Origin of the sequence: Arthrobacter sp. efr-133-TYG-118, assembly GCF_030209755.1 — a bacterium.
In the GTDB taxonomy this organism is placed as follows: Bacteria; Actinomycetota; Actinomycetes; order Actinomycetales; family Micrococcaceae; genus Arthrobacter.
Map to the genome: position 1 here is coordinate 342,322 of NZ_JARVRH010000012.1, position 21,945 is coordinate 364,266.

24 protein-coding genes are annotated in these 21,945 nt (G+C 64.8%); 16 read left to right on the plus strand and 8 right to left on the minus strand.

Annotated features, from left to right (window positions below; all coding sequences use genetic code 11):
- Positions 1–87 precede the first annotated feature (87 nt).
- On the minus strand, positions 88–537 hold the full coding sequence (locus tag QRN59_RS12475; protein ID WP_284982815.1) for a DUF5997 family protein: 450 nt from the start codon (positions 535–537) through the stop codon (positions 88–90).
- A 133-nt stretch (positions 538–670) separates the two neighbouring features.
- Here QRN59_RS12475 and QRN59_RS12480 point away from each other — a divergent pair, with 133 nt between their 5' ends.
- From QRN59_RS12480 to QRN59_RS12495, 4 genes are all read left to right on the plus strand, one after another.
- The gene (locus QRN59_RS12480; RefSeq protein ID WP_284982816.1) at positions 671–1,474 is read left to right on the plus strand and encodes an ABC transporter permease; all 804 of its coding nucleotides are present in this window, start codon (positions 671–673) and stop codon (positions 1,472–1,474) included.
- Positions 1,471–2,535 carry a sulfate/molybdate ABC transporter ATP-binding protein gene (locus QRN59_RS12485; protein ID WP_284982817.1) on the plus strand — a complete coding sequence of 355 codons (1,065 nt, stop codon included), beginning with the start codon at positions 1,471–1,473 and terminating at the stop codon, positions 2,533–2,535. Before QRN59_RS12480 ends, QRN59_RS12485 begins: the two co-directional genes overlap by 4 nt.
- Positions 2,536–2,604: 69 nt before the next feature.
- Positions 2,605–3,339, plus strand: coding sequence for a LysR family transcriptional regulator substrate-binding protein (locus QRN59_RS12490; protein WP_284982849.1), 735 nt, complete (start codon positions 2,605–2,607; stop codon positions 3,337–3,339).
- Between the two features lie 3 nt (positions 3,340–3,342).
- Positions 3,343–3,963: a LacI family DNA-binding transcriptional regulator gene (locus QRN59_RS12495; RefSeq protein WP_284982818.1), complete on the plus strand. Its 621-nt coding sequence runs from the start codon at positions 3,343–3,345 to the stop codon at positions 3,961–3,963.
- Between the two features lie 3 nt (positions 3,964–3,966).
- Here QRN59_RS12495 and QRN59_RS12500 read toward each other — a convergent pair whose 3' ends face one another.
- From QRN59_RS12500 to QRN59_RS12510, 3 genes are all read right to left on the minus strand, one after another.
- Positions 3,967–4,953: a bile acid:sodium symporter family protein gene (locus tag QRN59_RS12500; RefSeq protein WP_284982819.1), complete on the minus strand. Its 987-nt coding sequence runs from the start codon at positions 4,951–4,953 to the stop codon at positions 3,967–3,969.
- A 161-nt stretch (positions 4,954–5,114) separates the two neighbouring features.
- The gene (locus tag QRN59_RS12505) at positions 5,115–6,614 is read right to left on the minus strand and encodes a SulP family inorganic anion transporter (RefSeq protein WP_284982820.1); all 1,500 of its coding nucleotides are present in this window, start codon (positions 6,612–6,614) and stop codon (positions 5,115–5,117) included.
- 6 nt (positions 6,615–6,620) lie between these two features.
- Positions 6,621–7,724: a GTP pyrophosphokinase gene (locus QRN59_RS12510; protein WP_059388901.1), complete on the minus strand. Its 1,104-nt coding sequence runs from the start codon at positions 7,722–7,724 to the stop codon at positions 6,621–6,623.
- 511 nt (positions 7,725–8,235) lie between these two features.
- On the opposite strand from QRN59_RS12510, the gene QRN59_RS12515 reads away from it, so the two are divergent.
- The 4 genes from QRN59_RS12515 to QRN59_RS12530 all read left to right on the plus strand — a co-directional run bounded on the left by QRN59_RS12515 (position 8,236) and on the right by QRN59_RS12530 (position 11,459).
- Positions 8,236–9,045, plus strand: coding sequence for an alpha/beta hydrolase (locus QRN59_RS12515; RefSeq protein WP_284982821.1), 810 nt, complete (start codon positions 8,236–8,238; stop codon positions 9,043–9,045).
- 69 nt (positions 9,046–9,114) lie between these two features.
- Positions 9,115–10,083 carry a carbohydrate kinase family protein gene (locus QRN59_RS12520; protein ID WP_284982822.1) on the plus strand — a complete coding sequence of 323 codons (969 nt, stop codon included), beginning with the start codon at positions 9,115–9,117 and terminating at the stop codon, positions 10,081–10,083.
- Positions 10,080–10,604, plus strand: coding sequence for a YbhB/YbcL family Raf kinase inhibitor-like protein (locus QRN59_RS12525; RefSeq protein WP_284982823.1), 525 nt, complete (start codon positions 10,080–10,082; stop codon positions 10,602–10,604). Before QRN59_RS12520 ends, QRN59_RS12525 begins: the two co-directional genes overlap by 4 nt.
- Before the next feature lie 45 nt (positions 10,605–10,649).
- Complete coding sequence (locus QRN59_RS12530; protein WP_284982824.1) at positions 10,650–11,459, plus strand: HAD family hydrolase; 810 nt, start codon at positions 10,650–10,652, stop codon at positions 11,457–11,459.
- 23 nt (positions 11,460–11,482) lie between these two features.
- On the opposite strand, the gene QRN59_RS12535 is transcribed toward QRN59_RS12530, so the two are convergent.
- Positions 11,483–12,757, minus strand: a complete 1,275-nt coding sequence (locus tag QRN59_RS12535) for a helix-turn-helix transcriptional regulator (RefSeq protein WP_284982825.1) — start codon at positions 12,755–12,757, stop codon at positions 11,483–11,485.
- A gap of 137 nt (positions 12,758–12,894) precedes the next feature.
- Here QRN59_RS12535 and hxlB point away from each other — a divergent pair, with 137 nt between their 5' ends.
- From hxlB to QRN59_RS12555, 4 genes are all read left to right on the plus strand, one after another.
- Complete coding sequence (gene hxlB / locus QRN59_RS12540; RefSeq protein WP_502871050.1) at positions 12,895–13,515, plus strand: 6-phospho-3-hexuloisomerase; 621 nt, start codon at positions 12,895–12,897, stop codon at positions 13,513–13,515.
- A gap of 52 nt (positions 13,516–13,567) precedes the next feature.
- Entirely contained in the window at positions 13,568–14,191 is a 624-nt protein-coding gene (gene hxlA / locus QRN59_RS12545; protein WP_234753024.1) for a 3-hexulose-6-phosphate synthase, read from the plus strand.
- 274 nt (positions 14,192–14,465) lie between these two features.
- Positions 14,466–14,621 (plus strand): hypothetical protein, encoded by a 156-nt coding sequence (locus tag QRN59_RS24550; RefSeq protein ID WP_345448310.1) that lies wholly within the window; start codon positions 14,466–14,468, stop codon positions 14,619–14,621.
- 38 nt (positions 14,622–14,659) lie between these two features.
- A complete protein-coding gene (locus tag QRN59_RS12555) occupies positions 14,660–15,445 on the plus strand; it encodes a glycerophosphodiester phosphodiesterase family protein (protein WP_284982826.1) in 786 nt (261 codons plus the stop codon).
- Here QRN59_RS12555 and QRN59_RS12560 read toward each other — a convergent pair.
- Together QRN59_RS12560 and QRN59_RS12565 are read right to left on the minus strand one after the other, a co-directional pair.
- Entirely contained in the window at positions 15,387–16,664 is a 1,278-nt protein-coding gene (locus tag QRN59_RS12560; protein ID WP_284982827.1) for an RNA polymerase sigma factor, read from the minus strand. The two genes, QRN59_RS12555 and QRN59_RS12560, sit on opposite strands and share 59 nt — an antisense overlap.
- A gap of 7 nt (positions 16,665–16,671) precedes the next feature.
- Positions 16,672–17,022: a YciI family protein gene (locus QRN59_RS12565; protein WP_284982828.1), complete on the minus strand. Its 351-nt coding sequence runs from the start codon at positions 17,020–17,022 to the stop codon at positions 16,672–16,674.
- Between the two features lie 132 nt (positions 17,023–17,154).
- On the opposite strand from QRN59_RS12565, the gene QRN59_RS12570 reads away from it, so the two are divergent.
- Both QRN59_RS12570 and QRN59_RS12575 read left to right on the plus strand, forming a co-directional pair.
- Positions 17,155–18,297, plus strand: a complete 1,143-nt coding sequence (locus QRN59_RS12570; RefSeq protein WP_284982829.1) for a glycerate kinase — start codon at positions 17,155–17,157, stop codon at positions 18,295–18,297.
- Between the two features lie 263 nt (positions 18,298–18,560).
- Positions 18,561–19,025, plus strand: a complete 465-nt coding sequence (locus QRN59_RS12575; protein ID WP_284982830.1) for a GatB/YqeY domain-containing protein — start codon at positions 18,561–18,563, stop codon at positions 19,023–19,025.
- A gap of 66 nt (positions 19,026–19,091) precedes the next feature.
- On the opposite strand, the gene QRN59_RS12580 is transcribed toward QRN59_RS12575, so the two are convergent.
- The gene (locus tag QRN59_RS12580; protein ID WP_284982831.1) at positions 19,092–20,444 is read right to left on the minus strand and encodes a uracil-xanthine permease family protein; all 1,353 of its coding nucleotides are present in this window, start codon (positions 20,442–20,444) and stop codon (positions 19,092–19,094) included.
- Between the two features lie 187 nt (positions 20,445–20,631).
- Here QRN59_RS12580 and QRN59_RS12585 point away from each other — a divergent pair, with 187 nt between their 5' ends.
- On the plus strand, positions 20,632–21,237 hold the full coding sequence (locus QRN59_RS12585) for a malonic semialdehyde reductase (RefSeq protein WP_078107055.1): 606 nt from the start codon (positions 20,632–20,634) through the stop codon (positions 21,235–21,237).
- A gap of 200 nt (positions 21,238–21,437) precedes the next feature.
- The gene (locus tag QRN59_RS12590) at positions 21,438–21,938 is read left to right on the plus strand and encodes a 2'-5' RNA ligase family protein (RefSeq protein WP_284982832.1); all 501 of its coding nucleotides are present in this window, start codon (positions 21,438–21,440) and stop codon (positions 21,936–21,938) included.
- The last annotated feature ends 7 nt before the right edge of the window (positions 21,939–21,945 follow it).

The following is a 21,945-nucleotide window of genomic DNA, read 5'->3' on the forward strand; positions in this document are numbered from 1 at the left end:
GCGAGAGCCCGATTTGGGCGTAAAAGCGGGATGGCAGGACATCCCCGCCGGGGGTGTCCTGCCATCCTGCGGAAGTCCGGTTGGAGCTTAAGCGTGGTCCCGCTTGGATGCCTTGGGCGCGTCCCGCTTGGCAGTGGCGTTGGTCTTGGCTTCCTTCGTGGCTTCCTTCTTAGCAGCTTCTTCCTTGATGCGCTTTGCCTCGGAGCGTACGGCTGCATGCGTGGCGCGCTCGACGACGAGCCACTGCGGGGGAGCTGCCAGCAGTTCGGTGATTTCCGCCGTCGTCAGGGGCTCGGTGATTCCGCCGCGCGCGAGGCCGCTGATGGAGATATTCAGCTTCTGTGCCACCACGGGACGCGGGTGCGGACCCGTCCGGCGGAGTTCGGCGAGCCACTCCGGGGCGTTGGCCTGGAGGTCCGCGAAATCGGCGCGGGTGATTTCCGAATCCTGGAACTCCTGGGGTGTTGCAGGCAGGTAGATGCCAAGTTTCTTGGCAACGGTGGCCGGCTTCATGGACTGGGAGTTTGCAGAGGTCATGGTTCAAGGGTATCCGCCACCGCAGGGAAGTGGCACAGCCGCTGTTCTAGGATGAATCCATGCCGCACACAAGAGTCGCCGGGGCCGCCCGGAAAGTCCCGGTGACGCAAGCCTCGGCGTACCGTAGGCGTTGATGAACTTCAGCGGGATTCCACGGTGGGTCTATGGCCTTGCGGTAGTGGGCGGTTTGTTCGTCCTGTTGCCGCTGGCCGCCATGGTCGCGAAGGTCAATTGGGCACAGTTCATCCCGCTGGTGACCTCCGATTCCTCTCTGACGGCGCTAGGGCTGAGCCTCCGTACCTCTGCCGCGAGCACCGCGCTCTGCGTCGTCCTGGGCATCCCCTTGGCCCTTGTCCTTGCCCGCCGGCCCTTCCGCGGGCAGCGGCTCCTCCGTGCCTTCGTCCTCCTGCCCTTGGTGTTGCCGCCGGTGGTGGGCGGCATTGCGCTGCTCTACACGTTCGGGCGGCAGGGTCTTCTGGGGAAGAGCCTTGAGCTCGCGGGCATCCAGATCGCCTTTTCGACGACGGCGGTGGTCCTGGCCCAGACATTCGTCGCCCTGCCGTTCCTGGTAGTCAGCCTCGAAGGCGCCTTGCGGACTGCCGGCAACCGCTACGAAGCCGTCGCCGCGACGCTCGGCGCGCGCCCCACCACCATCCTGCGACGCGTGACCGTACCTATGGTCCTCCCCGGGCTTGCATCCGGGGCAGTGCTGTCCTTTGCCCGAAGCCTGGGCGAGTTCGGGGCCACGCTGACTTTCGCAGGGAGCCTGCAAGGTGTCACCCGGACCTTGCCCCTGGAAATCTACCTGCAGCGCGAGACCGACGCGGACGCCGCCGTTGCCCTTTCACTCGTGCTCGTCGCCGTGGCAGTGATCGTCGTCGGGCTGTCCTACCGGCGTCCGCACCGCGCGGACATTCCCGCGGAGGCGGCTGCATGAGCTTCCACATCGACGCGACGGTCCGGGCCCGCAACCTGGACGTGTCATTGAGCCTCGGACAGGCGGAAACCGTGGCGATCCTCGGACCCAACGGGGCCGGAAAGTCGACGCTTCTTTCGGTCGCGGCGGGACTCGTGCGGCCGGACGCCGGCTCTGCCCGACTAGGGGATCAGGTCCTCTTCAACCTCGACGGCGGCGGCCGGGTATGGACCCCTCCGCACCTTCGCGGCACTGCACTGTTGGCCCAGGAACCGTTGCTGTTCCCGCACCTGAGCGTCCTGGAAAACGTGGCTTTCGGCCCGCGCAGCGCAGGCGCTTCCCGCGCGGAGTCGCGCGAAACTGCGCGGCACTGGCTCGCCGAAGTCGACGCTACGGAGTTCGCCGGGCGGAAGCCCGGGCAGTTGTCCGGGGGACAAGCCCAGCGTGTCGCGGTGGCCCGGGCGCTAGCGGCCAGTCCCGAGTTGCTCCTCCTTGACGAGCCGATGTCCGCGCTGGACATCCACGCCGCTCCGCACTTGCGCCGGCTCCTCAAACGGGTCCTGTCGGGACGTCGCGCCCTGATCATTACCCATGACGTCCTGGATGCGCTCATGCTCGCGGACCGCGTGATCGTCATGGAAAAGGGCAGGATTGTGGAAGAAGGCGCCACCCGTGAGGTCTTCCGGCGTCCACGAAGCCAGTTCGCCGCAGGCCTGGCCGGCGTGAACCTCATGACGGGCACCGTCACGGAGGAGGGACTCAGGACTTTCGCCACAGCCGAGCTTCCCGGCCTGCACGTTGCGGGACACCTCGATGACGAAGCGGAACCGGGCCAGCCCGGCGTCGCCGCCTTCCCGCCGTCGGCCGTTTCCATCTTCCTGGATGCCGCCCACGGCAGTCCGCGCAACTCTTTCCCGGTTGCGATCACGGATCTTGAACCGCACGGGGATCACATCAGGGTCAGGGCCGGCGATTTGGCAGCGGACATCACGCCCTCTGCCTCCGCCGAGCTGGGACTGGAACCCGGCTCCCGCGTCTACTTTGTGGTCAAGGCCACTGCGGTCCAGGTGTACGCGGCGTAGCTTGGGCAGTCGCTGCGTCGGCTACCGCCCGCGCGGTACTGTGAACAGGTGCCTTCCGATCAAGAATCCCTGCCCGTCGTCGGCGCCCCCGACGCCTCCGACGCTGGAACCAGCGGTCCCCGGGGGCTTACTTTCGCCTACGTCCCCGGCGTGACGCCCGGGAAATGGATCCGGCGCTGGGAGGAGCGCATGCCCGATGTTCCACTGCACTCGTTCATGTCCGACGACGGCGCGCAGTTGGAGGTTCTACGCGATGGTTCCGCCGATCTCAGCTTTGTGCGCTTGCCGGTGGATCGCGATGGACTCCACGTCATACCCCTCTACGAAGAGCAGCCTGTGGTCGTGGCCCCGAAGGGTCACGAAATCTCGGTGTTCGAAGAGGTGGCGCTGGAGGATCTCGCGGAGGAGAACTTCCTGGATGTCCCCGGGATGGGCGGGCCGGAGATGGCCATGCAGGTGGTGGCCTCGGGTGCCGGTCTCGTGATCCTGCCGATGTCCGTGGCCCGGCACTTCAACGTCAAGGACACCGTGGCGCGGCGCCTGACAGGGGCCGAAGGTACGCAGATCGCCCTTGCCTGGCCGAGCGACTCCACCAGCGAGGTCATCGAGGAATTCATTGGCATTGTCCGTGGCCGGACCGCGCAGAGCTCGAGGCAGCCTTCGGCACAGCAAGAGAAGCCCAAGAAGGCAACCAAGCCGGACCGGCGCGGCACGGGCGCGAAAAAGCCGGCGGTGGCTCAGCGCTATGCGCCGAATCCCGACAAAGGCCGGGGCAAGGGCTCCCGCAAGAAAGGAAAGCGCTAGGCCATGGGACTTGGAGCGAAACCGACCATCCGGGACGTCGCCAAGAGCGCCGGCGTTTCCCTCACTACCGTGTCTTATGTCTTGTCCGGGCGCCTCGGTGGCACCACCCGCATCAGCGAAGCGACACAAGGGCGTGTCCAGGCCGCGGCCAAGGAACTGGGTTACGTACCGAATCAGGCGGCCCGCGGAATGCGCCGCGGCAAGACCGACCTTGTGGCGATTGCGATTGGCGACCTGGAATGGCCGTGGGACCGGGCCTTGGCAACGGTCGCCGCACGCATTTTGCCCCAGCACGGCTACCAGCCCGTGATCCTCATCGGCGAAGGATGGCGGCGGTTCATGCTCTCCGGCGGTGCTGACGGCGCTATCATCGGTGCCCTTCCGCCCGGCACCCTCCTCGACCTCACGGTGGGCGAGCTGGCCCGGCGCGGAGTAGCCCAAGTCATCATTTCGGACACCATGCAGCCTGCCGGGTTCGATGTCCTGGCACCTGGATCCGCGGGCGGGACCCCGGAACCGGAAGCCCTCGAAGGAGCCATCACCCTGCTTCTGGACCGGCTGGCAGGCCGCACCATTGGCGCGGGAACAACCAAGGCCGCGCCTTGGGAGTTCAAGACTCCGTAGCTATCAGCTCTCCTTGAGCGGCTTCCGGGCCAGCCAGGCCGCGACAATGGCACCGGAAACGTTGTGCCACAGCGAGAAAACGGCCGACGGCAACGCTGCCAGCGGCGTGAAATGCGCGGTCGCGAGGGTGGCGGCAAGACCGGAATTCTGCATGCCAACCTCGAACGCGAGGGCCCGGCGTGCCTTGTCATCGAGGCGGCCCAGCTTGCCCGCCAGATAGCCCAGGCCGAGGCCGAAGCCATTGTGGAGCACCACGGCGAGGAACACGATGCCGCCCGCGGCAACGATCTTGCTGGCGCTGCCCGCCACCACCACGGCGACGATCAGTGAGATCACGACTGCGGATGCCCAGGGAAGTGCCGGTAGCACCTTGCCGACGAGCTTCTTGAGGAAGAGCCGAGCCGCCAGCCCTCCGATGACCGGGAGGAGGACTGTCTTGACGATGTCGAAGACCATGGAGCCGGCATCGATGTTCAGGAATGATCCCGCCAGGAAAAACACCAACAAAGGGGTCACAATCGGGGCAATGAGGGTGGAAACGGAGGCGACGGCCACGGACAGGGCAACATCGCCCTTGGCCAGGAAGGCCATCACGTTGGACGCAGTGCCTGACGGTGCGCAGCCCACCAGAATCAGGCCCACCGCCAGTTGGGGTTCCAGGTTGAGCGCGACGGCGATCAGCCAACCCGCACCCGGCATGATCACGTAATGAGCCACGATGCCCAGAACCACGGCCCACGGGCGCTTGGCCACCGATGCGAAGTCCGGAGGAGTGAGGGTCAGGCCCATGCAGAACATGATGATGCCCAGCAAGTACGGCACACCGGGTGCCAGCGGCTTGAAGGCATCAGGAAGCAGGAAGCCGGCCACTCCGGCGAGGACTACGAGGAGGGGAAAGACCGTGACTGCGATCCGGGCGATTTTGGCCTCAGCGGCCAGTGCCGGATTCAGGACGGGGGCTTCGACGGGGTTGGTTGTTGCCTCAAGCATCCTTCTATCGTGGCACCGCGGTTGAACATGCGCCCAATCCGTGACCCGGCTCGGGCGAATATGTCAGATGACCGTCGTTTCCAGACCCAACTCACCCGCACTAAGTGTCGTTTTGGCGGCTCATAACGACAACAACTGCGAGCTGGTTGGGGCCAGGGACGTTAGCCTGCGTTCAGCTTGCCCGCGAGCCGCTCGCGCATCCGTACGCTCGCCGCGTTGAGGCCTATCAGCTCCACCTCCCGGCCGTGCCTGCGGTATTTCTCGGTAACGGAATCCAGTACGGCAACGGTGGAAGCATCCCAAATATGCGAGGAGTGCAGGTCGATGACCACGCGGTCGATTCCCTCCGAGGAATCCTTCGCATAGTCGAACTGCGTGTAGAGGTCGTTGGAGGAGGCGAAGAACAACTCGCCGTCCACGGTGTAGCTCGCCACGGTCCGGCCGTTGAGCTCGACTTCGCTCCGCTCCACGGTGGCGAAATGGGCCACCCGGCGGGCAAACAGCACCATGGCCGTGAGGACGCCGGCTCCTACCCCGATGGCAAGGTTGTGCGTGGCCACCACCACAATCACGGTCATGAGCATGACGCCCGTCTCGGACTTCGGGAGTCGCCTCAGCGTCGATGGCCGGATGGAATGCCAGTCAAAGGTGATGAGGGAAACGAAGATCATCACAGCCACCAGAGCGGCCATGGGAATCATGCCGACCACGTCCCCGAGTACCACCACGAGCACCAGCAGGAACGCTCCGGCCAGGAACGTCGACAGCCGGCTGCGGGCACCAGAACCCTTGACGTTGATCATGGTTTGTCCGATCACTGCGCAGCCACCCAGCCCACCCAGGAAACCAGTCACGATGTTGGCAACGCCTTGGCCCCAGGAAACCCGGGTCTTGTTGGAACGGGTGTCCGTGATATCGTCCACGAGCTTGGCCGTCAAGAGGGACTCCAGCAGGCCCACCAGCGCCATCGACAAGGCGAACGGGGCAATCGTCTGGAACGTCTCCCAGGTCAAAGGCACGTTGGGCAGAAAGAAACCGGGAAGGCTGTTGGGGAGTTCGCCCTTGTCGTGCACCGTGGGGATGCGAAACCCGGCCAGCGCCGTGACGACGGTGAGGGCGACGACCGCCACCAACGGCGCGGGCACCGCCGCCGTGATTCTGGGCAAACCGAAGACGATCAGCAGACCGACGGCCACAATCGGGTAGACCATCCAGGGAACGCCGATCAGCTCGGGCAACTGGGCCATGAACACCAGAATGGCCAAGGCGTTCACGAATCCGATCATCACCGAACGCGGAATGAAGCGCATGAGCCGCGTGACACCGAGGACCGCCAGGACGATTTGGAAGACCCCGGCCAGGATGACCGTGGCAATCAAGTAGTTGAGCCCGTGATCCTTCATGACCGGGGCAATCACGAGCGCGACGGCGCCCGTGGCCGCGGAAATCATGGCGGGACGACCACCCACGATCGCCGTAGTGACTCCCATGGTGAAAGAGGCGAAGAGCCCGATCCGAGGATCCACGCCGGCGATCACGGAGAACGCGATGGCCTCTGGAATGAGTGCAAGCGCCACGACCAAGCCGGCCAATGCTTCCGTCTTGAGCCTGCGGGGCGAGCACAGGGTGAAACGGAGGGACTGAAGCTGCTCGGGTGTCATGGGTCCTTAGCTATTGGTCAGGCGGTACCGCTCAATCTGCTTGAGACGCCGCTGGAGGCTGTCCCGCCGGGGGTGGGGGACGACGTCGGGCGCCTCAGCAGTGAGGTCGATGTGTTCAGTGCCGTACTGCCACAGCAGGAGGTCATCCAGGAGGCGGTCCGGTCCAGGGGAGTAACGGTGGTCCAGGGCTTTGCGGACCTCGGTGATCCGGTTGGCGCTGAGGAGCCCGGCGAGTTCCACGGTCTTGTTCAGTCCGTGGGCCGCAAGAAGCTCGGCAGCCCAACCCCAGTCGTCATCAACTTTACGGTCAACGTGCGGAAGCAGCGTCCGCCAAACGTCACGCACACGATTGGGGGTGAGGGGCATGGAACCTTCACCATCGAGATCCCAGTAGCCGCGGACTTCCTCGTAGCGTTCGTGGAGGTCGGCGAAGGCGCTCTCCACGGTTTCCAGCATTGCCGCCGTGGCGGTGAACTGGCGGTCGAAATGCGGCGTCCAGGCGCGCGGATCCTCGGCCTTGAAGCGGATGTCGTGTTCGATCTCGCTCCAGGCGTGCGCAAAAACCGTACGGATCTGGCATTCGAAGAAGTAGCTGCCATTCGGCGGAATGTCCGGATTGAAGACCTGTTGGTACGCCTTCACGGACTCGTTCTGGATGGTGCGGAGGATAAGGTGGCGGCTCGAGTATCCGTAGGTGCCGGACTCGATGGAGCCGATGTCCTTCTCAAGGTCGCCGCGGCAATCGAAAAGCTGGCGCTGGCGTTTGATCAGGTTGGCAACCGCGGCGTTCTCGGCCGGAAGCTTGGTGATGACGCGCAGCCCCACCATGTCGTTCAGGGTCCGGAACGGGTCCGGGAACTTCAGGACCCGCGGACCCCCCTCCAAGGGCACCTCGGTGCGGGAAATCTTTTCCCGGAAAGATTCGACCGTCTTGGTGCGTCCCGTGACGAAGAGGGGCACGGACTCGCTGTTCTTGAGCATGTCCCGCAGGGTCAACAGGACGTCGCGGGTGACGAGTTTCAGGGCAGGACGGACGCGCTCGTAAAGCTCCACGTTCGCCTGTACTGATTCGCGCAGCTGAGGATCCAAGCTGTCCCAATTGCTAGCCATGCCTCCAGCTTACGGGGGAGGGCCGACAGTGAAGCGGAGCCGGACCCGCTGGCGTTATCGCTGCGACACCTGGAAGCAGGCAACATCGTATTGGGAAGTGGGGGAGTAGTTCTGTCCTCCCACGCCGCCGTTGAGGCTGTTGATGCCCGGCTCGTTGAAGGGCGATCCCGGGCTGTTGGCGGCGTTGCCGGGCGTGTTCGGTTCGAGGGATTGACAGGACTGATTAGGCTTTCCAGTTCCAGGCGGATTTGCGGCCGAAGCCGGCGAAGCCACAGCCAGCACGCTCAAAGTCAATGCCACAAGAACCGACGCGGAGATACGACGGATCATTGAAATCACCTCCGGGTGTAGAAGCGTTCCCGCAAAAATACGGGAATGAAGCGAGGGTAGCGCTTCACCCCTGAGGGTACGCTCGGGCAGTGGCTTCAGGAAGGCTCCGCGTTGACCCTCAGACCATTGCTCCCGCTCCGCGGCGCTCCTCCGCGATAGGCTCGGCACAAAGGAGGACACGATGAAGCGGCACAAGTACTACTACGGCCAGCACTCCAGCCAATGGGGCGAGCTGTTCGTACCAGATTCGCTGCAGCCACACCGCACTCGACCCGACGGCGTGGTGGTGGTGATCCACGGGGGCTATTGGCGCTCCCAGTACGGTGCGGAACTCGGTGAGCCGATTGCCAGGGACCTCGCTGCGCACGGAATAGCTGCCTGGAACCTTGAATACCGGAGGGCAGGAAACGGTGGCGGCTGGCCGCATACGTTCGAAGATGTCCTCGACGGGATCGACCATCTGGGCGAGATTGCCGGCAAGCATGAACTCAATCTGAACAAAGTGGTGGCACTGGGACACTCTGCAGGCGGCCATCTCGCGGTCTGGGCAGCGGGGCGGGAAAAGCTCTCCAAGATCGGTGCCCCCGACGCCGACCGGCAGCTCCATCGGCATGACAACGGCGCGGCAGTGCGGCTGACCGGCGTCGTGAGCCAATCCGGACTGCTGAACCTGGCGGACGCTGAGCGGCTCAACCTGAGCAACGGCGCCGTTGACAACCTCATGGGTGGCGACTCGGTGAGATACCCCAAACGGCATATCTATGCGGACCCCATGAGGTCGCTGCCTATCGCCGTTCCGGTCTTCGCGGTCCACGCTGCGTCGGACGAGGATGTCCCGTGCAGCCAGTCCGAGGCTTATGTTGCCGCAGCCACCGCTTCCGGCGGAGCGGCCCAGTTCCTCAAGGTGCCCGGCGACCATTTCGACCTGATCGACCCCAGGGCCGTTGCGTACAAGAAGTGCAGGGAGTTGGTGCAGCGGCTGCTGGTGTGACGGATTGCTGACAAAATCACCGGCTGTGATCGCAAGACGCACACCACATCCGCGTGGCAGAGTTGTCCCATGCTGACAGTCATAGGTGAAGCGCTGGTTGATGTCGTCCAGCGTTCTTCGGGAGTCGACGCCCACGTGGGCGGAAGTCCGCTCAACGTTGCCGTGGGTCTGGCCAGGCTGGACCATGCTGTCCAGTTCATTGGCCGTTTCGGCAAGGACGCCTACGGGGAATCGATAGCGGCGCATCTGCGCTCCAGTTCCGTCATGGTTCCGCTACCGCCGGACGAGAGTCCCACCAGCGTGGCCACCGCCCTGATCGACGACGACGGCGCTGCCAGCTACATCTTCGACCTCGCCTGGGAGCTTCCCGGCCTCGCAGCGCGCCTCCCCTTCATGCTTCAGGGGACATCACTCTTGCACACGGGCTCGATTGCCACAATGTTGGAGCCGGGCGCAGCGGATGTCCTTGCCGCCGTCGAGCATGCCCATCCGAATGCGACCGTTAGCTTCGATCCCAACTGCCGGCCCAGCATCATCAAGGATCGTGACTATGCGCGAGCCCAAGTGGAGCGTTTCGTGGCGCTTGCCGACGTGGTCAAGGCATCCGACGAGGACCTTGAGTGGCTCTACCCCGGCGTCGACGTCTTGGAATCGGCCCGGCGCTGGCTGGCCCTGGGCGGCAGTGGGGGACCCGCCGTCGTGGTCGTCACGCGAGGCGCGGACGGCCCGTGGGGCGTCACGGCCGCGGGCGAGGCCCAGGCGGACGCCCCGAAGGTAGAGGTGGCGGATACGGTGGGTGCGGGCGATTCCTTCATGGCCGCGCTGCTCTCGGGGATCGTTGATCGCGGACTGGCAGGGGCCCAAAACCGGGAAGAGCTGCACGCCATGCCCGCCGAAGTGCTTGAAGGGATCCTCAACCATGCGGCGCGCGCCGCGGCAATTACGGTTTCCCGGCCGGGCGCGAACCCGCCCACCCGGGCCGAACTCAACGCCTTGGGCGTCCCGGAGTCCGGGGCAGGCGTCGAAAGGCAGCCATGAGCTACGCCGATCTTCCACAGGTCCCATCCTTCGACGTCACCAGCAAGTCGCTCAAAGATGGTGACGTACTCAGCAGCGCGCAGACCAGCAAGCGCTTCGGCGTGGCGGGCGGCAAGGACGAATCCCCGGAACTGAGCTGGAATGGAGCCCCGGCGGGAACCAAGGGCTACGTCGTCACCGTCTTCGACCCCGATGCACCCAGGGCCGGTGGCTACTGGCACTGGGCCGTGGTCAACATACCCGCCGGGACGAACTCCTTACCGGCCGGCGCCGGCGTTCAGGGCGGCTCGCACTTGCCCGCGGGCGCGTTTCAACTAAAGAACGACGGCGGGTTCCCCGGTTACCTGGGTGCGGCGCCTCCGCCTGGGCATGGCCCACACCGGTACATCGTGGCCGTGCACGCCGTCGACGTCGAAGAGCTGGGTCTCGACGCCGGTGCCCCCACGGAGGTGCTCGTCCGCAAGCTGGCAGCCCACACGCTGGGCCGCGCCGTCATCACGGGCCGCTTCGAGCGGCGCTAGCTTTGGGACGAAGTCGGCGGCGGCTACCCCACGTAGACTGACATAATGCGGCTCGTAGCAAGTGACATTGACGGCACCATCCTTGGCCATGACGGCAAGATCAGCAGCCGCACCATCCGCGCTTTCCATGCCTGCCGTGACGCGGGAATCGAGGTGGTGTTCGTGACAGGGCGGCCGCCGCGCTGGCTCTACCCCCTCCGCGAGCAGATCGGGCACAGCGGCATCGTGATTTGTTCAAATGGGGCAGTGGTGTGGGATCTTGAAGCTGACAAGCTGATTTCGGCCAATGCTTTGAGCATCGAGTCCGTGCTGGAGGCCCGCCGGATCATTAAGCAGCTCCGGCCCGACGCTTTGTTCGCGACCGAAACACTGACCGGATTCCATCTCGAGCCCGGGTTCATCGAGAACGAAACCAGCGAGCTCCTGGCCGAGTTCACCCCTGCTTGGCTGGACGAAACGCTGACCGCGGACGACGCCGTCGTGAAGTTCCTTGCCGTGACGCGCAGCGGCACTCCCGATGATTTCCTGGCAAAGGTGCAGCCCGCCGTCGCGCACCTGGTGGAAACCACTCACTCGGCGCCGCGGACCGCACTCCTGGAAATGTCGGCGCCCGGTATCAACAAAGCCGTCACGCTCGCTGAATATGCGGCATCCCGGGGCATCGAGGCCGCTGAGGTAGTGGCTTTCGGCGACATGCCCAACGACGTCGAGATGCTGCGCTGGGCGGGCGACGGTTACGCGATGGCCAGCGGCCATCCGGAGGCGATCAGCGCAGCCGGCCAGCAAGCCCCCCATTTCGACGACGACGGCGTGGCCCAGATCCTCGAGGCAAAGCTCGCTTCCCTGCGGGTTTAGTCAGCCCCGGGGTTTCCTGGCCGCTAGTTCGGCGCCCGCAGCCCGTGGCTGTGCGCCAAGGCAATGGCTTCTGTTCGTGAACCTACGCCGAGCTTCCTGAAGATATTCCTGACATGGAATTTAACGGTGTTTTCGCTGACGTGTAGCTTGGCGGAGATGGCTCGGTTGCGCTGTCCGGCCGCCAACAGTTGAAGAACTTCCATTTCGCGCTCGGCCAGGCCCCATCCACCGATATCGCCCACAGGGGCTGATGGCGGGTCCAGCGGCATGACCACCTGCACGTCCGCTCCCCAGCCGGCCATGACCTCGATGTTCATTCGGCCGTCCAGCGCTGCCACTCTGCTGTTGAGCCGGGCAATGTTGGGCGAATCCGCAGTCAGTTCACCCAGGCCGTCGTCGCGCACATTGATGAGCAGGTTCACGCCGTCGCAGTCCCACTGCACGCGGACGCGCCTCACCGCGGGCTGTTCAATGATTGCCAGTACCAGACCCCGCACGATCGCCCGGGCAGCGTGCGCGACTTCGCCGGGCAAGGCGCGGCCGTTGATCGGCGGTTCGATGAACTGGACGTCGAGCTCGCTGAAGTGCATGAGTGGCCGCAGGTCCTCCCGCAGCCTTTCAAACGCGGTGGCCACAGGCTCTTCCACGAGATCCGAGGTGCGGTCGCTCAACGTCCGCAGATTGACGAGCGAGGTCGCGGCCAGGTCCGTGACGGCCTTGCGGGCCGCGGCGTCGTCGAGGGAGCTTGATCGTAGCGCCGCCAACATCGTCTCGAGCGTGGTGGAATGCCTGTCCACGAGTTCGGCAGTGACGCGGAGCCGCTCGGCGGACGCCGCCCGGGATTCCAAGAGGTACGACGGCGGCGCGTCCGCCACCTTCTCCTGGATGCGCCGTGCCGTGAGTTGCCACAGGTAGTCAAGCATCCGCAGCGCCGACTCCCGCTCCAGCGGTTCCTCGGGCAGGACCGGCTCCGTCAGGGCCAGCAGCGCATTGGTCTCGGACGTCAAGGCAAGAACGGGAAGCTGGCCTCCGGCGATGGTTGCTTCTCCCTGCCACGCCTCGCCTTCCGCAACATGGGAACGCAACTGGTCCAGTTCAGGAATGGAGACGCGGCTGATGATGGCTTCCGCCCCGGCCTTCTTCTGGGGACGGCCTGTGCAGTCCTCGGTGAAAATAACCAGCGCGCTGCTGCCCACGTAGGGCAGTGCTGCTTCACGAAGCCGCTCGGCGATACTCATCAACGGGGCGTTCGCTAGTGCGGCAATTGCTTCGAGGAGCGTCCACGTGCTTGGAGTCATCCCGCCACTTTAGCGGCTCACGTCTTGTGCATACTACCCAAACGGGTAGCTAACACTGCCCATGCTCAGCGTTACACCTATCCGTTCAATCCTGAACGATTGATTCAAACAGAGCATTCACCTGAGCAGGAGGAATCGTGACCACCACTGCAGAGACGTTCCACACCGCCTCGGATGTCGAGCTAAGCGTGGATGTCGAGCTAAGCCTGGCCCTCGTGGGCAGCGAGATCGCGGAAACGGCCGCTGAAGTGGACCTGCGGCAGCTGTCCCGCCTGGCCACGGAAGTCCAGACCGCTGGGAACTCGGCCACCGGCCGGATCTTCGTTGCAGGAGCCGGCCGCAGCGGCCTTGTCCTGCGCATGGCCGCGATGCGGCTCATGCACCTTGGATTCGACGTGCACATCGCCGGGGACACCACGACGCCGGCTATCCGCTCGGGCGACCTCCTGCTGCTTGCCTCGGGCTCCGGGACGACCTCCGGCGTCGTGCGGGCTGCTGAGACGGCCTCCAAAGCCGGCGCAAGGATCGCCGTGTACACCGCGAACGCAACCTCCCCGCTAGCGGAACTGGCCGACGTCGTCGTCATCATTCCTGCGGCGCAAAAGACGGACCACGGATCCACACTGTCCCGCCAGTATTCCGGCAGCCTGTTCGAGCAGGTCCTCTTCCTCGTTGCCGAAGCAGTCTTCCAGACCCTGTGGGACAACGACGCAACCCCGGCCGAGGAACTCTGGCTCCGCCACGCCAACCTCGAATAGCCCCTGATTTCCACCGCACCAACACCAAAACAAACTACCGAAAGAGAACCCCATGAAGCTGCAAGTCGCCATCGACGTCCTCACCACCGAAGCTGCCCTCGAGATCGCCGGCAAGGTGGCCGAATACGTTGACATCATTGAACTCGGCACCCCGCTCGTGAAAAGCGAAGGTCTTTCGGCCGTGACCGCCATCAAGGAAGCCCACCCGGACAAGATCGTGTTCGCTGACCTCAAGACCATGGACGCCGGCGAACTCGAAGCAGACATCGCTTTCAAGGCCGGCGCAGACCTCGTCTCAGTGCTCGGCGGCGCGGACGACTCCACCATCGCCGGTGCGGTCAAGGCGGCCAAGGCACACAACAAGGGCATCGTGGTGGACCTGATCGGCGTTGCGGACAAAGTGACCCGCGCCAAGGAAGCCCGCGCCCTCGGTGCCAAGTTCATCGAGTTCCACGCCGGCCTCGACGAGCAGGCAAAGCCGGGCTACAACCTGGACGTCCTGCTGAGCGCCGGCGAGGAAGCCCGCGTGCCGTTCTCCGTCGCCGGCGGCGTGAATCTGTCCACCATCGGAGCCGTCCAGCGCGCCGGAGCGGATGTCGCCGTCGTCGGCGGTTCCATCTACGGCGCAGACGACCCCGCCCTTGCCGCGAAGCAACTCCGCGCCGCAATCATCTAAGGTCCACTTTTCCGCTGGGCGCTCCCAACTAGCTAACAGTTAATGTCGTTTTCAGGCCTCTAAACGACATTAACTGTTAGCTAGTTGGGAGCGCTCACCCATTACACAGCTTCAGTCCAACTGCCGTTCAACTACTCCCCGTAGGCTCATGCCGTATTCGATGCCGATCACAGGGGACATGATGGCCAAGAGAAAGACGGCAGGGTGGCCCGAGGCCCCCGTTCGCCGGGCAGTGCCAGCTGAACATTGGAAGCAGTTGCGCCGCGGAGACCGCGTGAGCGTCAAGCTCGCGCCCGGGTTTGAGAACCCCGGCCAGGTGGACGCCGTTTCGAGCGACCACAGCGTGGTCTGGGTAAACCTCGACGGCGGTCGCGGCCGCACGCTGGTGCACTGCGGCGACGGCGTGGAGATCGTCCCGCAGGAATCCTGACGGGGTCGAGGGCGGCACGGCCGGGTTACGCTACCCGTGTGAGCTCGCATCTGCCCTTCTTCAGTCGCCCGGACGGACGATCCGCTCCGCTTGCCTTCGCGCACCGAGGGTTTTCGCCGGATGGCCTTGAGAACTCGGCCGCGGCATTCAGGGCCGCGCTTGAGCTTGGCTTCACGCACCTTGAAACCGATGCCCGCACCACTGCCGACCGCGTGGTACTCCTTTTTCACGACGACACCCTCGACCGTGTCACAGATGCCCACGGCCCCATCTCCGGCCTCAGCGCTGCCGAGATTGCCAACGCCCGCATCGGGGGCCGCGAAGCAATTCCCCGCTTGGCAGAAGTCCTGACGGCATTCCCCGAGGCTCGGCTGAACATCGACGTCAAGGATTGGCATAGCGTCAAGCCCCTCGCCGGAGTCATTGAAGAACTGAATGCCCATGACCGGGTGCTGATCGCGAGCTTTTCCGACCGCAGGCGCCGTGCGGTCCTGCGGCTGCTCCGCCGTCGAACGGCATCGTCAGCGGGAATCGTCGGCAACGCTGCCTTTACTCTTTTGGGACCGCTTCTTCCGGAGCGCTGGCTGCGGAAGATCCTGCACGACGTCGATGCCCTCCAGGTACCCGTCCGCTACGGCCCCCTGACGGTAGTGACGCCCGGTTTCCTGCGGCGCGCGCATCGGCTTGGGCTCCAGGTTCACGTCTGGACGGTCAACGATTCCGTCGAGATGGCCGGGCTGCTGGAGATGGGCGTGGACGGCCTTGTCACCGACCGTGCGGATCGTCTGAAGTCGGTGCTGCAAGGCCGGGGCCAGTGGTGGTGAGCGCCCGGACGCGCCCTTCCAAGAAGTCTCGCTCGGCGTCGTTATCCGTGCGCTCCTGCGCGGCCCGGTAGGCGGCGACAGCCTCTGTGTTGCGGCCCAGGCGCCGGAGCAGATCGGCCCGCACTGCGTGGAAAAGATAGTAGTGGCCCAGCTCAAGGACGTCGACGGCGGCAAGCCCCGCGGCGGGTCCTTCCACCTCCGCGAGGGCCACCGCACGGTTCAAGGCGACCACCGGCGTCGGCTCCATTGCCAGGAGTTGCCCGTACAACGCCAGGATTTGGTGCCAATCCGTGTCCACGGGCTGTGCGGCATCGCTGTGCACCGCGTTGATGGCAGCTTGCAATTGGTACGGTCCGGGCTGGTTCCTCTTCAGGCATTGCCGCACCAACGACTGCCCTTCCGCTATTTGGTCCCGGTACCAGAGGCTGCGGTCCTGGTCCGCGAGGAGCACCAGGCCGCCATCGGAAGTTGTCCGTGCTGCGCTGCGGGCATTTAGCAGAAGCATGAGGGCCAGGAGCCCTTTGGCTTCGGGCTCGTCAGGCATGAGTTCCATGATGAGCCGGCCCAGGCGCAAGGCCTCGCGGCAGAGGTCTTCGCGCACCAGCCCGGCCCCCGAGCTTGCCGCGTAGCCCTCGTTGAAGACGAGGTAGACCACGGCCAGCACCGACTTCAAGCGCTCGGGCAGCTCGGCCCCGCTCGGTACCCGGTAGGGGATGTGGGCGTCGCGGATCTTGCCTTTGGCCCGCACCAGGCGCTGCGCCATGGTTGGCTCAGGCACGAGGAAAGCGTGGGCGATTTCGGCGGTGCCGAGCCCGCCCAGGAGCTTGAGTGTCAGCGCTACTTGCGCCGCCCGGTTGATGGCGGGGTGGCAGCATGTAAAGATCAGCCGGAGCTGGTCGTCTTCCACGCCATCCACCTCGATTCCTTCGGTTTCATCGCCGTGTTCATCGCCGTGCAGGAGCGCGGCCTGGGCGAGTTTCTCCCTGCCGGAGGCCTCGCGGCGGAGCCGGTCGATGGCGCGGTTGCGGGCGGTGGTGATGATCCAGCCGGCCGGGCTTGGCGGCTTCCCGGCGTCGGGCCAACGGGCCACGGCCTCGGTGAAAGCGTCCTGAACCGCGTCTTCTGCGGCATCTATGCTGCCCAAAACGCGGACCAGGACCGCCACGGAGCGTCCATACTCTTCGCGGAATATTTGCCCGATCTCCGAAATATGGAGCATGAGGAAACTATTCCCGGTAGCCTGCGAACGGCCGGACCTCGATAGGAAGCGTGGTGGCTTGGGCGGCTTTGCGTCCCCAGCCGAGCGCAACGTCCAGGTCCGGGGCTTCGATCACCCACAGGCCGCCCACATGTTCCTTGGCCTCGGTGAAGGGGCCGTCCGTGGTGAGTACTTCGCAGTCGTTCACACGCACCACTGTGGAGGTGCTGGCCGGGTGCAGGCCGCCCGTGAAAACCCAGGCGCCGGCGTCGCGCATTTCCTGGTTCAGGACGTCAAGATCGGCCATGATTTTGTTGAGGACTTCGGGTTCCGGGGCGGGGCCGTCGGGCTGGTAGATGCTGAGCAGATAGCGTGACATGACTGTTCCTCCTTGGGATGTGGCGCCGGCACCTTGCCTGCGTCTCACCCTCTATACGAACGGCGTGAGCTGTTTTCGACATCTCCACGTACGAATCTGCGAAAAGCTTAGTCCCGCTGGCAGGATGGGAGCATGCGTATCCTGATTGCTCCGGACAAGTTCAAAGGTTCACTCACCGCCGCAGAAGCAGCGTCGGCGATGGCCGAGGGGGCATTGCGCGTCTATCCGGATGCCGTGGTGACGCAGTTTCCCATCGCCGACGGTGGCGAAGGAACACTGGAAGCAGCCGTGGCGGCAGGCTACGAAGAGCGGATCAATGCCGTCGTGGGCCCCATTCTCAAGCCGGTGGGTGCCGCATGGGCCATCCGGCAAAACGCTTTCGGCGGAGCCACCGCGGTGATCGAAACAGCACAAGCGTCCGGACTGGCACACATGGACCCGACGCCGGAGAACGCCTTGCGCGCCCACAGCTACGGTTGCGGCCAGCTCATCGCCGCGGCCCTCGACGCCGGAGCCACCGAGATCGTGCTCGGCCTGGGCGGATCCGCGATGTCCGACGGCGGCAGCGGGGCCCTGCGTGCGCTCGGGCTGAAGCCCCTGGACGCGGCCGGAAATGTGGTTCCGCTCGGCGGTGGCTCGCTCGCCGACGTCGTCTCCCTCGACCTCTCCGGGCTTGATCCGCGCCTGACCGCAGTGAGGTTCCGGATCGCGGTCGACGTCCAGAACCCCCTCTTTGGAAGTGACGGCGCTGCCCATGTGTTCGGCCCGCAGAAGGGCGCGGACGAAGACGCGGTGGAACTGCTCGATGCCGGCCTGCGCAACTGGGCATCCCTGCTGAGGGAAGCGGGCGGACAGGACGTCAACGTTCCCGGCGCCGGAGCGGCCGGCGGGTTTCCGGCGTCGTTCCTGGCCTTCACCCAGGCGACGCTGGAAGGCGGGTTCGCCCTCGTGGCGGGACTGACAGGGCTTCCCGAACAGCTCGACGGCGCGGACCTGGTGATCACCGGCGAAGGATCCATGGACTCGCAGTCGCTGACCGGCAAGGCACCCATCGCTCTCGCGGATTCGGCACACGGGCAAGGAATACCGGTGATTGTGGTAGCCGGCAGGATACTGGTGACCCCCGAGGAACTAGCCGGCCACGGCGTGGTGGCCGCGGCGCAGCTCCTCGACGTCGCACAGCGTCGCGATGGAGTGCCCGACGCAGCTGATGCCGTAGCGAACGCGGCCAAATACCTCGCATGGGCCACGAGCCAGGTGCTCGAAGGCGTCTAAGCTTCGGTCCACCGGTGAACATGCCCCCCAGTGGATGCGAAGAATGGACATAGCGCGAATATGCCCATTCCTGAGTGCCAAGAGGGGGCATGCCCGGTGTTGGATTGTGGGTTACTCGGCCTCACCGGGCAGATAATTAAGGTACAAAGCATGGCTCTGACTTCTGCCATGCACCTACGATGCGACGACCCCGCCCGGGACGCCGTCACCGTCTGCCGGGCTGGCAGCCGGCCAGCACGGGACATCGAATCGAGGAGCACACCATGTCCACCTTGAAAGAGCGGCTGCACGCAGACGTCGTCAGCCACATGAAGGATGGCAACCGCATCGCCCTGAACGCCACACGCAACGTCCTCAGCGAGATTGACACCCGTGAGAAAGCCGGCCAGAGGCCGATCCAGCTGGACGACGCCCAAATCACGAAGATGTTGCAGAAGGAGGCTTCCCAGTATCACGAGGTCGCCAGGCTTTACGAGGAGGCCGGAGAATCCGAGCGTGCCGCCACGGAGATCGCCGATGCCGAGGTAATCGAGGCCTATCTGCCGGAACCACTGACCGCCGAAGAAGTTGAATCCATCGTTGACGAGGTCATCGCCTCGCTCAAGGACGACGGCGTGGAGCTGTCCCTTATGCACATGGGTTATGTCATGAAACCGGTCACCGAAAAGATCGGCGGCCGCTTCGACGGCAAGGCGCTCAGCGAGATTGTTCGTCGGCGCCTGTCTTAACTAGGTGTGTTCGGCGGGGAGGGCAACCCTCCCCGCCGAACACATGAATTTCCCAGGGAGGGGACGCTACCGCTTCTTCCCGCTCCTCTTAGCCGCCGCATTCATCGCTGCCTTTGCCGCTGGCGGCAGCCCTGCCGTCTCCATCTCCGGCTCGGCAACGGTCCCGCGCCAACGGGCCAGGCCCTTCATGCCGTGGTAGACCGCCAAGGCAGCGGCCGAGCCCAGCGCGATGCCCGTGAACTTCAGTTCGCCGATGGTCCACGTGTAATCCGCGATCCCGATAATCAACGCGACAGCTGCCGTGGTCAAGTTGATGGGGTTGGAGAAATTGACCTTGTTCTGCACCCAGATCTTTACGCCCAGGACGCCGATCATCCCGTAGAGCATGGTTGCGGCACCGCCCAGCACGCCGGCGGGAACTGTAGCAATCAGTTCGCCGAACTTGGGCGAGAAACTCAGGAGGATGGCGAAGGTCCCGGCAACCCAGTAGGCCGCCGTCGAGTAGACCTTCGTGGCTGCCATGACGCCGATATTCTCGGCGTAGGTGGTGGTTCCGGAACCGCCGCCGAATCCGGCGAGGACCGTCGCGACGCCGTCGGCCATCAACGCGCGGCCGGAGACGTCGTCGAGGTTCCGTCCGGTCATCGCGGCCACGGACTTCACGTGCCCCACGTTTTCGGCCACGAGCACTAAGACAACCGGCACGAACAAGCCCACGACGCCGAGGTGGAATTCCGGCGACTGGAAGTGAGGCAGCCCGATCCATGAGGCCGAGTCCATCTTGGAGTAGTCCACTTCACCGCGCGCCATGGAGGTGAAGTAACCCACCACCACGCCCACCAGGATACTCAAGCGGCCCAGAATACCGCGGAAGAGGACGCTCACCAGGATGATCGTCACCAGCGTCACGAGGGCGGTGACCGGGGCCTTGTCGAAGTTCGCCTTTGCTGCCGGAGCCAAGTTCAGGCCGATCAGGGCGACGATTGCGCCCGTGACGATAGGCGGCATGGTCCGGTTGATCCACTCAGCGCCGAACTTCTGCACCACTGCGCCGACAAGAGCCAGTACGACGCCGGCAAGCACCACTCCGCCGAGCGCGCCGGGAACGCCGAACTGCTGCTGGGACGCCAGGATGGGGGCGATGAAGGCAAAGCTCGAACCAAGGTAGCTGGGTACTCGGCCCTTGGTGATGACCAGGAACAACAGGGTGCCGATGCCGGAAAAGAGCAATGTGGTGGCCGGCGGCATGCCCGTGATGATGGGCACCAGGAAGGTAGCACCGAACATCGCGACGACGTGCTGCATGCCGACGCCGATGGTCAACGGCCACGCCAGCCGCTCCTCGGGTGCCACCACGTGTCCCGGCCGGATCGTCTTGCCGTTGCCGTGCAGCTTCCATTTGGTTCCGAGCATGCTCATCTACGGGAGCCTTCCCTGAAAGTTGTGATTGTCCGGGTGCAACCTTACCGCCCGGACAGCCCGCCGATCCCGCTGTGTGGAACGTCACGTGGCTTCACGGGAAGAGGCGCGGCGAAGTTGAAGTTGCAACCATGGAAAGCATAAGCGCCCGGCCGTCCTTGGCTGCGGGCAAGCGAAAGGTACGCGAATGACGATCGCCCACGAAGAAGCAGTGATTGACGCCGCAGCAGTCGACGCCATCTTTGCCGAAGCCCGCACTGCAAACTCCTTTGCCGGCGAGGTCTCCGAGGAGCAGGCACAGGCCATCTACGAACTGACCAAGTTCGGTCCGACCGCGTTCAACTCCCAGCCGTTGCGCGTCACCTACGTCCGTTCGGACGAGGCCCGCGCCAAGCTCGTCGAGACCCTCTCCCCGGGCAACAAGGCCAAGACCGCTTCCGCTCCGCTGGTCGCAGTGCTTTCCTACGACACCGCTTGGCACGAGCAGTGGGACAAGTTCCTCCCGGTCTACTCCGCCCCGAAGGCCATGTACGACGCCAACCCCGAGTTCACCGCAACCACGGGCAACAACAACGCCCACTTGCAGGCCGGCTACTTCATCCTCGCTGTCCGCTCCCTCGGCTTCGCTGCCGGCCCCATGACCGGTGCCGACTTCGCTGCGATCGACGCCGAGTTCTTTCCGGCCGGCGACCAGAAGAGCTTCCTCGTGGTCAACATCGGCCAGCCAGGTCCGGACGCTTTCGGCGAAGCCAAGCCGAAGTTCGCCTACGAGGACGTCGTCCGCACCGTCTAACCCTCGCTCACTTTTGACGTCCTTTTCGCCGACGCCCGCTCACTCTTGTGAGCGGGCGTTTTCGCTTGAGGGGGCATATGTGAGCGGGCGTTTTCCTCGACCGACCCGCGCTCACCTTTGGCGCCTTTTCCGCCGACGCCCGCTCACCACTGTGGGTAGGCGTCGCTGTGGGAGGGGCGCCGCGGTGGCAAAATTTCCTTATGCGGAATCTGATTCTGGTGGCGTTCGTCGAAGCCGTGGCTGACGGGCTGGTCTTCCCGCGTAGTGACTGGCCGCTGCACATCACCCTGTTGAGGTTCGACGTCGAGCCCTCCGATGGTGACGACATCGCCGCGCGCCTCACCGAGCTTGTTGCGGCGCCCGCAATGGGCGCCTTAGGGGCGGATCTCAGCGTAGGGCCCGACGCCGGATTCGGTCACCAAGGGTCCATCCCGGTCAGCCTTGTGGAGCACCATCCCATTTTGCAGGGTCTGCACGAAGAATTGTTCGACGCCGTGGCAAGCGTCGGAGGGCGCGTGGCAACCCCGCGCTACGTCATGGAGAACTACCGCCCGCATATTTCGCATCACGACGGCAAGCGCCCCAAGCCGGGTGACGCCGTCGTGCTCGACCAGATCGCGCTGGTGGACATGGCGCCGGGAGGCAACCACACCATACGCCGAATCCTCAAGCTGTGGCGCCTCCCGGCGGAGTCAAACTAGGTAGGGG